Source organism: uncultured Roseovarius sp. (genome assembly GCF_947259555.1).
GTDB lineage: Bacteria > Pseudomonadota > Alphaproteobacteria > Rhodobacterales > Rhodobacteraceae > Roseovarius.
On the sequence record NZ_CAMYMD010000062.1, the window covers coordinates 1 to 11,600 of the forward strand.

6 protein-coding genes, 1 tRNA gene and 1 pseudogene are annotated in these 11,600 nt (G+C 58.7%); 4 read left to right on the top strand and 4 right to left on the bottom strand.

The genetic code is table 11. The features are described 5' to 3' along the window. Window positions 1–96: 96 nt before the first annotated feature. From Q0X85_RS10420 to Q0X85_RS10430, 3 genes and pseudogenes are all read right to left on the bottom strand, one after another. Entirely contained in the window at window positions 97–462 is a 366-nt protein-coding gene (locus Q0X85_RS10420) for a type I restriction-modification system subunit M N-terminal domain-containing protein (RefSeq protein ID WP_297771837.1), read from the bottom strand. A 346-nt stretch (window positions 463–808) separates the two neighbouring features. Further along, window positions 809–1,246: pseudogene (locus Q0X85_RS10425) on the bottom strand (IS1 family transposase); the annotation flags it as partial. Between the two features lie 515 nt (window positions 1,247–1,761). Further along, window positions 1,762–1,847 (bottom strand) — tRNA-Leu (locus Q0X85_RS10430). A gap of 147 nt (window positions 1,848–1,994) precedes the next feature. Between Q0X85_RS10430 and Q0X85_RS10435 the strand changes: the two genes are divergently transcribed. Further along, the gene (locus Q0X85_RS10435; protein WP_297771838.1) at window positions 1,995–2,975 is read left to right on the top strand and encodes a complex I NDUFA9 subunit family protein; all 981 of its coding nucleotides are present in this window, start codon (window positions 1,995–1,997) and stop codon (window positions 2,973–2,975) included. A 5-nt stretch (window positions 2,976–2,980) separates the two neighbouring features. On the opposite strand, the gene Q0X85_RS10440 is transcribed toward Q0X85_RS10435, so the two are convergent. Next, the gene (locus tag Q0X85_RS10440) at window positions 2,981–3,784 is read right to left on the bottom strand and encodes an undecaprenyl-diphosphate phosphatase (protein ID WP_297771839.1); all 804 of its coding nucleotides are present in this window, start codon (window positions 3,782–3,784) and stop codon (window positions 2,981–2,983) included. A gap of 217 nt (window positions 3,785–4,001) precedes the next feature. On the opposite strand from Q0X85_RS10440, the gene Q0X85_RS10445 reads away from it, so the two are divergent. The 3 genes from Q0X85_RS10445 to Q0X85_RS10455 form a co-directional block, all read left to right on the top strand. Beyond that, window positions 4,002–5,435 carry an NAD(P)-dependent oxidoreductase gene (locus tag Q0X85_RS10445; RefSeq protein ID WP_297771840.1) on the top strand — a complete coding sequence of 478 codons (1,434 nt, stop codon included), beginning with the start codon at window positions 4,002–4,004 and terminating at the stop codon, window positions 5,433–5,435. A 108-nt stretch (window positions 5,436–5,543) separates the two neighbouring features. Continuing rightward, window positions 5,544–10,076, top strand: a complete 4,533-nt coding sequence (gene gltB / locus Q0X85_RS10450) for a glutamate synthase large subunit (RefSeq protein WP_297771841.1) — start codon at window positions 5,544–5,546, stop codon at window positions 10,074–10,076. Between the two features lie 518 nt (window positions 10,077–10,594). Continuing rightward, window positions 10,595–11,600 (top strand): hypothetical protein (locus Q0X85_RS10455; protein ID WP_297771843.1); only part of this gene is annotated, 1,006 nt, incomplete at its 3' end.

The following is an 11,600-nucleotide window of genomic DNA, read 5'->3' on the forward strand; positions in this document are numbered from 1 at the left end:
AAATGGCGCAAACTCGACGGCCAAAATCGCCTGCCCGAGATCATCCAAGGGGTTGAGTTCCGCGACGGGCTCCGCCACGTTCAAGCCGCCGCCTGATCAGGCGTCACCAACTTTTGCCCATATCTCAGCGGTCAGCCGGGCGAAGGTGTATTGACTGGTGTTGTATAGGGGTTGTTTGCGGTCGGGGTCAGCAACCCGCGCGAGCATTCGCTCCATAGCTTTTTCAGGCGTTCCTGCAGCCTTGATACGGTTGTATTCAGCATGAACGCGGTCGATGCTGTCTTCAAGCACACAGTCGAGGCGGCGCAGTACCACCATGGGCAACATAACGAGACGGTATTGAGGGGGGCGGTAGGGTCCGCGCAGGCGCTTGGCAATTTCCCAGATGTCGTCTGTGAGCTTCTTATGCTGTTGAACGTTCACTGAAAACCATCCCCGCCATTTGATCTTTTTGCCCGACACCAGACATTTTTCCGGGGGCGATGTCTACGGGTGATCTCGGTTAGTTGAAGATATATCCCGTCGCTGCTGGAGAAATATTGCAAAATGCAATGATGCTTAAATGTTGGTAGTGGGTGAGTCTTAATTCTAGCGCGGAGACTTTCCGTATAGTATATGTCATTCATGGAAGTCATTGACACTCTGATCGCAGCATCCGCAGTCGTCGTATCCTTTTGGGCGGCCTTACCCCCAAAAAAAAGGAAGTCAGGTCAGCAGTAAATTCAGCTAGGTTTGGTGGCGCAGCAGAAAATACAATTGCGTTAGCTGGATTGCCACCAAGGCGATCCCGAAACGGGGGTCGCCTAGATCAAGCATGCTTTTTATATGGGCCGCGTTTCTTGGGCGCAGGCTCATTCGCATCAACCATAGCAACCAGATCGGCAATGTCCCAGAGACGATCCGTAAGACCCGCCTTCATAGCTGGCGTTACCTTCAAGGTCTGATGCACCTTCACGAAATTGTAGTACATGAAGTGCAACGCAACCGCGTGCATGTGATTCTCGACCTTCTTTCTGAAGCCGTTGGTCAGGCGGATAAACCGGCGCATGTGCATCCGCTTCGTAAGGTTCTGGCGCTCTACATATGACTTGCTGATTAGCGCCTTGTCGGGATTGCCATCGACCGTGCGCTTTTTGATGCTTGTGCATTCTGCCGGGGAAAACTTGTGCGCTGCCGTTTTGCCGCCAGCATCACCGTACAGCTTGATAAGCTGCGCATAGTCCACGTCGCCACCGAACGCGCCCTCTTCACCAGTCGCTACGTCCGTAATGAACTTGGCAAGCTGGTTAACGTCACGGGGTCTTTTAGGTTTATCCGTCATTTCGGAAACCATCTCTCAGTAGTGTTGGGTTTTAAGGGCAAAGGTGGTTCTTCAGAAAGAGGATTAGCCTCAGTTCTCGGATTTGGCAGCGCCCCTGGCGCTTCGCAAGCTAGTTCAATTGCTTCTGCTTCTGTCTCGCAACAAGTGATCCAGACTTGTTTGTCTTCCCCGTGACGAAGTTCGACCATAAAATATTCAATGCGCCTAAGATAGTCACTGACCGTGCTGGGCGCAAATCAAAGCTGTGTGGAGTTGGATTTCAAAGTGACCCACTACCAGAATGTTACTCAACCAGCCATACTACCTGCGCCAGTCAAAATGATCCGCCCAACTAGCGGCTCAGGCTATAAACCACACTGCGGAGGGTGGATATTTGGGTGGATGAGACTTTGGGTTTCGGTTAAATTATAAAATAAAAACAAAGGCTTAATGGGTTTATTTGGTGCCCAGGAGAGGACTCGAACCTCCACGGCCTTGCGGCCACTGGCACCTGAAGCCAGCGCGTCTACCATTCCGCCACCTGGGCAGGTGTCGTGAGGCAGGCGTTTATCGCTCGGCCTCGTAAGTGTCAACGGCGATTTTCGGGCATTCGGCTCGATCACCATACCGCCTTGTTCAAATCGCGCAAGGCGGATAGGAAAGTGGGCGAATGCGCAAAGCCTCGGAGGCCCCAATGTCTAAGTTAGTCACCATCTACGGCGGATCAGGGTTTGTTGGTCGTTATATCGCGCGGCGTATGGCGCAGGCTGGTTGGCGAGTTCGGGTGGCGGTGCGCAGGCCAAACGAAGCGATGCACGTCAAGCCATATGGGGTCGTTGGCCAGGTTGAGCCGGTGTTTTGCAATATCCGTGACGATGAAAGCGTGCGCGCGGTGATGCACGGTGCCGATGCGGTGGTGAACTGCGTGGGCACTTTTGATCGCAAGGGCAAGAACAGCTTTCAGGCCGTGCAGGTCGAGGGCGCGACGAGAATAGCGAAGATCGCGGCGCAAGAGGGCATCTCCCATCTCGCGCATCTGTCAGCCATTGGTGCAGATTCAGACTCTGCGAGCGAGTATGCGCAATCCAAGGCTGCGGGCGAGGCGGGCATTTTGAAGCATTTCCCGACCGCCGTCATTCTGCGGCCTTCGGTGATCTTTGGGCCGGAAGACAAGTTCTTTAACAGGTTTGCGGCGATGACGCGTTTCGGTCCAATCCTGCCGGTCGTGGGAGCAAGTACGAAGTTTCAGCCTGTCTTTGTGGATGATGTCGCTGAGGCCGCTTCGAAGGCAGCTATGGGGACGGCTACCGCTGGAACTTATGAGTTGGGCGGTCCGGAGGTCGAGACGTTTCGCGGTTTGATGCAGCAAATGCTGGGCGTGATCCGCAGGCGCCGGATGATCGTCAATATTCCGTTTGGCATTGCGTCCATCATGGCCGCTGGCATGGAGCTAGTCCAGAACCTGACACTTGGCCTTGTGCCGCCGCAGATCACGCGAGATCAGGTACGTAGTTTGCGCGTGGATAATGTCGTGTCCGCAGACGCCAAGGGCTTTGACGCGCTCGGGATTGAGCCGCAGGCCATTGCATCCGTGTTGCCTGAATATCTGTGGCGCTTCCGGCCCGATGGGCAATATGCGGCGATCAAGGAATCGGCCAAGAACTTGCGCGTTTAACAAGTTCAGCTATACGCAGCGGCCAGGATCAGAAAACCGAGTACGACTCGGTAGATTACATATGGCGTGAAGCTGATGCGTCGCAGCAGGCGCATCATGACGCTGAGCGCCAGATAGGCCGCCGCAAAGGCAAAAACGGCGGCTATGGCACCATCGCGCAGCAGCCCCAGATCGGCCTGCATGGCAACCTCGCCGCCGAGAAACACGCCGCTGGCGATGATGGTGGGCACCGACATCAACATTGAGATCCGTGCGGCGTCTTCTCTGGCGTAGCCGAGAAAGCGCGCGCCTGTGATGGTGATGCCAGAGCGGGATGTGCCCGGGATGAGGGCAACTGCCTGCCAGACCCCGATTACCATGGCGTCCGTCATATTCCAGTTCGTGCTCTGCTTTTTGGTGGTCCCGGTTTGGTCGGCCCAGTAGAGAACGAAAGCAAAAATCAATGTGGACCAGCCGATCACTGTCAGCGAGCGTAACATGTCACTGAGGCCGGTGACCTTCAGAAGAATGCCGAACGCGATCACTGGAATCGAGGCTACCACAAGCAAAAGGGCGAGACGTGACCCGGCCGTATCGGCACGACCGGACATAAGACGGGGCAAGCCCAGTATCGCGTCTCGCAGATCGCTCCAGAAATAGATCATCACTGCCATCAGTGTGCCGACATGCACGGCCACGTCGATGGCGAGTCCCTGGTCTGCCATGCCGGTGAGTTTCGGCAGAAGGATGAGATGGCCCGAGGAGGAAATTGGCAGAAATTCGGTGAGTCCCTGAATGATGGCCACGAGAAAAATGTGAAACAACGTCATTCTTTGAAGTCCTGCCTGCGACTTTTGTAGCTATAAACCTTTGTGTTTGCGGTGCAATCGGCAATACAGGTCCGAACCGGACCTAGTATTCATGAAATATTTACTATTTAGATAAATGCGTTGGAGAATTTTTACATATAGGTCATATGTTCTGACTTTTATTCTGGTAAACGTTGGAGTAGAGACATGCGGTGCAAAGACTTTGGGAGGGCACGTCGTGGCTAAGCAACCCATGCTGAAATTCGTGAGTGTCGGGCGGGACATGCCCGAAAAACGGACGGCAGAGGCGCGTCGGCAGGATTTTCATGAGATCTATGCCGAGTACGCCGATGCCAAGGCCAAGGAACAGGCCGGGCGCTGTAGTCAGTGTGGCGTGCCCTATTGCCAGACGCATTGCCCGCTGCACAACAACATCCCTGACTGGTTGCAGCTGACCGCGCAAGGCCGCCTTAAGGAAGCCTATGAAATCAGTCAGTTGACCAATACCTTCCCCGAGATTTGCGGGCGGATCTGTCCGCAGGACCGGCTGTGTGAGGGCAATTGCGTGATCGAACAGTCGGGTCATGGCACGGTCACGATTGGCGCAGTGGAGAAGTACATCACCGACACGGCGTGGGAAGAAGGTTGGGTCGAGCCGATCAAGCCTGCATCGGAACGTGTTGAATCCGTTGGGATAATCGGCGCGGGCCCCGGGGGCCTTGCCGCCGCTGACGTGCTGCGGCGCGCGGGTGTTCAGGTGACGGTTTATGACCGCTATGACCGGGGTGGCGGGCTGATGACCTATGGCATTCCCGGCTTCAAGCTGGAGAAGGACGTGGTCCTGCGCCGGGTCGAGCAACTGGAGCAGGGGGGCGTCGAATTCGTGCTGAACTGTGACGTCGGCACGGATATCACGTTCGAGGAAATTCGTAATAAACACAACGCGGTAATGATCGCCACGGGGGTCTATAAGAGCCGCGATCTGCAAGGGCCGGGGTCGGGTGCCCAAGGCATCGTGCGGGCGATTGATTACCTGACGGCGAGCAATCGTGTCGGCTTTGGCGATACCGTGCCAGAATATGAGAGTGGCGAGTTGAACGCGACCGGCAAGCGAATTGTTGTGGTTGGCGGCGGTGATACCGCTATGGATTGTGTGCGCACCGCCGTAAGGCAGGGGGCCAAATCGGTGACGTGCCTCTATCGGCGCGACCGCGAGAACATGCCCGGCAGTCAGCGTGAGGTGGCCAATGCTGAGGAAGAAGGCGTTAAATTTGAATGGCTTAGCGCGCCGATTGGCTTTGCCGACGACCCGGTGACGAGCGTGAGAGTGCAGCAGATGCGCCTCGGGGCACCCGATGCCACCGGCCGTCAGAGCCCGGAACCTATCGAGGGGGCCGAGTATGACGCGCCTGCCGATATGGTGATCAAGGCGCTCGGGTTTGAGGCCGAAGACCTGCCAACCCTTTGGGATCAAAAGGAATTGGAGGTCACTCGCTGGGGCACCGTGAAGGCGGAATTCACCACCGGACAGACCGCGATGGAGGGCGTTTACGCCGTAGGCGACATCGTGCGGGGAGCGTCCCTTGTGGTGTGGGCGATCCGTGACGGGCGCGATTCGGCGGCGGCGATTCTCGACTATCTGGGCGAGGCGCAGGCCGTCGCGGCGGAGTAGCGGTAAAACGTCGGTATCACGTCGGTATTCCGGCGGTGCCCCGGCAGAGCGCTTTGAGGCGATAAGACAGACAATCTGACCCACCGGGTAAAGGAAGGGTGAAGACCGATGACGAACTTTGATCAGGACTGGATGGCCAAGGAAGAGGCCAAGCGCGACTGGATGGCCGAGAATGGCATGTATGCCCATGAGGAGGAGCATTCCTCTTGCGGTGTCGGCCTCGTGGTGTCGGTGGATGGCAAACCGTCGCGGCGGGTGGTTGAGGCGGGGATCAACGCGCTCAAGGCGATCTGGCACCGGGGTGCTGTCGATGCCGATGGCAAGACCGGCGATGGCGCGGGTATCCATGTGCAGATCCCGGTGTCGTTCATCTATGACCAGATTCGCCGCACCGGGCATGAGCCGGATGAGAGCCGTCTGGTCGCGGTCGGTCAGGTGTTCTTGCCGCGCACCAATTTTGGTGCGCAGGAGCAATGCCGGACCATCGTGGAAACCGAAGTGCTGCGCATGGGGCATACGATCTATGGCTGGCGGCATGTGCCGGTCGATATCACTTGTCTGGGCGAGAAGGCCAACGCGACCCGTCCCGAGATCGAGCAGATCCTGATTTCAGATGCCAAGGGCCTCTCTGAAGAGGAATTCGAGCGCGAGCTTTACGTGATCCGTCGCCGGATCGAAAAGGCGGTGATGGCCGCCGGGATCAATAGTCTTTATATTGCGAGTCTGTCCTGCCGGAGCATCATCTACAAGGGCATGATGCTGGCCGAGCAGGTGGCGGTATTCTACCCCGACCTTATGGATGAGCGGTTCAAGAGCGCCTTTGCGATCTATCACCAGCGTTATTCGACCAACACATTCCCGCAATGGTGGCTGGCGCAGCCGTTCCGTATGCTGGCGCATAACGGCGAGATCAACACGCTCAAAGGCAATACCAACTGGATGAAGAGCCACGAGATCCGCATGGCGTCTTCGGCCTTTGGCGAGCGGGCCGAGGATATCAAGCCGATCATTCCGCAGGGATCAAGCGACAGTGCCGCGCTCGACGCGGTGTTCGAGGTGCTGGTGCGGGCCGGGCGCAATGCGCCGATGGCCAAGACCATGCTGGTGCCGGAATCGTGGTCGAAGCAGCGCGAGGAGCTGCCGCAGGCGTGGCGCGACATGTATTCCTACTGCAACTCGGTGATGGAGCCGTGGGACGGCCCCGCGGCACTCGCCATGACCGATGGCCGCTGGGTCTGTGCCGGTCTTGACCGCAACGGGCTGCGTCCGATGCGCTATGTGGTGACGGGTGACGGGCTGCTGATCGCCGGGTCAGAGGCCGGAATGGTGCCGATCGACGAGACCAAGGTGAAGGAAAAGGGCGCGCTTGGCCCCGGTCAGCTGCTGGCCGTGGATATGGTCGAGGGCAAGCTCTATCACGACGCCGAAATCAAGGACAAACTGGCCAATGCGCAGCCGTTTGGCGAGTGGGTCGGCAAGATCAACGAGCTGGATGAAAAGCTGGCCGCCGTGACCGAGGTGCCGATCTACAAGGCGGGTGAGCTGCGCAAGCGGCAGATCGCCGCCGGGTATACCATCGAGGAGCTGGAGCAGATCCTTGCGCCGATGGCCGAGGATGGCAAAGAGGCGATTGCCAGCATGGGCGACGACACGCCGAGTGCCGTGCTGTCCAAGCAGTATCGCCCGCTGAGCCATTATTTCCGGCAGAATTTCAGTCAGGTGACGAACCCGCCGATTGACAGCTTGCGCGAATACCGGGTGATGAGCCTCAAGACGCGGTTCGGCAACCTCAAGAACGTGCTGGACGAGTCGAGCGCGCAGACCGAGATTCTGGTGCTGGAAAGCCCGTTTGTCGGCAACGCGCAATGGGATGAGATGATCCGGCAGTTCAACGCCGATGTGGCGGTGATCGACTGCACCTTTGGCGCGGGCAAGACTGCGCTGCAACAGGGGCTGGAGCGGATCCGCGCCGAGGCGGAAGATGCCGTGCGCTCGGGCACAGGGCATCTGATCCTGACCGATCAGAACCTTGGCGAGACCCGTGTCGGCATGCCGATGATTCTGGCCACCTCGGCGGTGCACAGTCATCTGACGCAAAAGGGGCTGCGGACCTTCTGTAGTCTCAACGTGCGCTCGGCCGAGTGCATCGACCCGCATTATTTCGCCGTGCTGATCGGTGCGGGGGCCACCGTGGTCAACGCCTACCTCGCCGAGGACAGCATCAGTGACCGGATCGACCGGGGGCTGATCGAGGGTAGTCTGACCGAGGCGGTGGCGCGCTATCGCTCGGCGATTGATCTCGGCATTCTCAAAATCATGTCGAAGATGGGGATCTCAGTCATTTCGTCGTATCGCGGCGGCTTGAATTTCGAGGCGGTGGGCCTCAGCCGTGCCATGTGCGCCGAGTATTTCCCGGGGCTGACCAGCCGGATCAGCGGGATTGGTGTATCGGGCATCCAAGGCAAGCTGGAAGAGGTGCATGCCCGCGCGTTCCGGGGCGGGCAGGATATCCTGCCGATTGGCGGGTTCTACAAGGCGCGCAAATCGGGCGAGACCCATGCCTGGGGCGCGCAGACCATGCACATGATGCAGATGGCCTGCAACAAGGCGAGTTATGAGCTGTGGAAGCGCTATTCGGCGGCGATGCAGAACACCCCGCCGACGCATCTGCGCGACCTGATGGCGATCAAGCCGATGGGCGAGGCGATCCCGCTGGAAGAGGTCGAGAGCGTGACCGCGATCCGCAAGCGGTTCGTGACGCCGGGCATGTCGCTGGGGGCGCTGAGCCCTGAGGCGCACAAGACGCTGAATGTGGCGATGAACCGGATCGGCGCGCGCTCTGACAGTGGCGAGGGCGGCGAGGACCCGGCGCATTTCACGCCGGAGGCGAATGGCGACAATCCATCGGCCAAGATCAAGCAGGTGGCCTCTGGTCGGTTTGGCGTGACGGCGGAATATCTCAACCATTGCGAGGAGTTGGAGATCAAGGTCGCCCAAGGCGCCAAGCCCGGTGAGGGCGGGCAGATCCCCGGCATGAAGGTCACCAAGCTGATCGCCCGGTTGCGGCATGCGACACCGGGTGTGGCGCTGATCAGCCCGCCGCCGCATCACGATATCTACAGTATCGAGGATCTGGCGCAGCTGATCTATGACCTCAAGCAGATCAATCCGACCGTCAAGGTCACCGTCAAGCTGGTGGCGCAGTCGGGGGTTGGCACGATTGCCGCCGGTGTGGCCAAGGCCAAGGCGGATGTGATCCTGATCTCGGGGCATAACGGCGGCACTGGGGCGAGCCCGGCGACGTCGATCAAGTATGCCGGGCTGCCGTGGGAGATGGGCCTCACCGAGGCGCATCAGGTGCTGAGCATGAACAATCTGCGCGAGCGGATCACGCTGCGCACCGACGGGGGCTTGCGCACCGGGCGCGATATCGTCATGGCGGCGATGATGGGGGCCGAGGAATACGGCATCGGCACCGCCGCGCTGATTTCCATGGGCTGCATCATGGTGCGGCAGTGCCAGAGCAACACATGCCCCGTGGGTGTCTGTACGCAGGACGAGGACCTGCGCGCCAAGTTCACCGGCAATGCCGAGAAGGTGGTGAACCTCATCACCTTCTACGCGCAGGAGGTGCGGGAACTGCTGGCGAGCATCGGCGCGCGCAGTCTTGGCGAGGTGATCGGGCGGGCGGATCTGCTGACGCAGGTCAGCCGTGGCTCGGCGCATCTCGATGATCTCGACCTCAATCCGATGCTGATTACCATCGATGGGGCCAAGGACATCCGCTATGACCGCAACCGCCCGCGCAACGAGGTGCCCGACACGCTGGATGCGGAAATCGTGCGCGATGCGCAGCGGTTCCTGAATGACGGCGAGAAGATGCAGTTGCATTACGCGGTGCAGAACACCGACCGGACGGTGGGCACGCGGGTCTCAAGCCATATCGTGCGCAAGTTCGGAATGCGCAACAGTTTGCAACCCGATCACCTGACGGTGAAGCTGACCGGTAGTGCCGGGCAGTCGTTGGGGGCGTTCGCGGCGCCGGGGCTGAAGATCGAGGTCAGTGGCGACGCCAACGACTATGTCGGCAAGGGCCTGTCGGGTGGCACAATCGTGGTGCGCCCGCCGATGGCGAGCCCGCTGGTGGCGGCCGAGAACACGATCATCGGCAACACGGTGCTCTATGGGGCGACGGCGGGCTATCTCTTTGCCGCCGGGCGCGCCGGGGAGCGGTTCGCGGTGCGCAACTCGGGCGCGCATGTGGTGATCGAGGGCTGCGGCTCTAACGGATGTGAATACATGACCGGGGGGGCTGCGGTGATCCTCGGCGAGATCGGGGCCAATTTCGGCGCGGGCATGACCGGCGGCATGGCCTATGTCTATGATCCCGACGATCGCGCGGAAACGCTCGTCAACGGTGAGACATTGGTGAGTTGCCCTGTATCAGAGCCGCATTGGGAGTCTGAGCTCAAGGCTCTGATCGAGCGGCACGTGGCCGAGACCGGATCGCAGCGCGGCCAGGATATCTTGCAATACTGGGACCTCGAAAAGGACCGCTTCGTGCAGTTCTGCCCCAGGGAAATGCTCGACAAGCTGGAGCATCCCCTGGGCACCCGTCCCGAGGCTGTTCCGGCGGAATAGAGACGCTTGATGATGAAAACGAGAGCGCGGTACCTGATGGTGCCGCGCTCTTTCTATATACCGGTAGCCGTGCGTAGGACGCCTGCGTGAGAGACGCGACCTCAATCAGTGAAAGCCTACAGCGTTTCGACTTTGCGTTGAAGCAGTCGTAACGCTGTAGTTCATTGTTTTTGCGCAATTTCGCACCGAAAAAGTCTATCAACTTTTTCTGAAATTGCTTTAGCCGCCCTGAGATCATGCAAGTAGTGGGATGCCTGACCGCGAGCGAGGCACACGGCGCGGCGGTGACATTGACGCTGACGCCAACCGCAGTTTTGAGCAAGTGATGACTGTCGTGCGCTCTGCCCCATTTTCAGTCATAGGTTGAACCGAGGCGCAGGAGCGTTCCAGGCAGGGTGAACACTGTTGATCGGCACAAGTTTCTGGGGCACCTTTATGATCGTTGTGCCAACTTGTCTGCCGGTTAATGGGTACAACAATTTGGAAAGTAGACTGCCTGCCATTCATTTGCAGAGTGAATGGGACGCGCAATATTATGCTTTTGTTCGGGTTTTTCTATCCTGCGGATTTCTAGTTCAGTCAATTCGCCCGGATGCAGCGCTCGGCACATCAAAACGGAGTTATTTACCATGGCCACCACGATTCTAACCACCAACCTCAACACGGTGTTTCTAAGCACCGCTTCCGATGCGACCTTCCTCGTACCCGAGGGTACGATCCGCAATTCGAATACCGACGATGCTATCCAGATCGGGGATGGGATTACCAATGTTGCTAACGTCACGCTCTGGGTAGACGGAGCAGTCTATGGCAATGACGACGGGATTGTTACAGACACTGCGAATAATGTCGCGATCCATGTCGGTTCCACGGGTGTTGTTCGTGCGTCCAGCACCGATAACATTGGCGCAAACGGGATTGAGCTGGGCTTTTCGTCAAATATTTTCATCGCGAATGCTGGCCAGATCAGCGGCGATTTCGCCATAGCTGCGCAAGCCGGCGCCGACACGACGATCCTCAACAGCGGCCTCCTGACCGGTGTCAGCAAAGGTGTCGAGATGGGCATCGGAGGGTTTCTTGACAATTCGGGTGAGATCCGCGGGGGCACCGAGCGAGGGGTCGATATTCGAGGCGATGGCACGGTGGAGAATTCGGGCCTGATCGCGGGCCAAACCGATGGGATTTTTGCAATTACCTCTGTGGCACTGACCAACAATGCAACCGGTGTCATTCGTGGGCAAAGCGGGGTCTTTGCGGATTCGGGCGATATCGTAAACCACGGTGAAATCGCATCGACAGGCAATGGCTTCGCCGTGGACCTTCTTGACGACCTTAACTCGACCGCCAATTCGCTGACCAATACAGGCCAGATCAGTGGCGATGTCGGGCTGGGTACGGGTGCGGACCTGCTCAACAACAGCGGCGTGATCACCGGCGATGTGTTCCTCGAGGACGGGGATGACACCTACGAGGGTCTGGCCAGCGGCGTTGTGAACGGCAAGGTCTTTGGCATGGGCGGCGCCG

Coding starts and splice junctions, on each gene's coding strand:
- gltB (WP_297771841.1), top strand. CDS start 5,544: ATGACGAACTTTGATCAGGACTGGATGGCCAAGGAAGAGGCCAAGCGC.
- Q0X85_RS10440 (WP_297771839.1), bottom strand. CDS start 3,784: ATGACGTTGTTTCACATTTTTCTCGTGGCCATCATTCAGGGACTCACC.
- Q0X85_RS10435 (WP_297771838.1), top strand. CDS start 1,995: ATGTCTAAGTTAGTCACCATCTACGGCGGATCAGGGTTTGTTGGTCGT.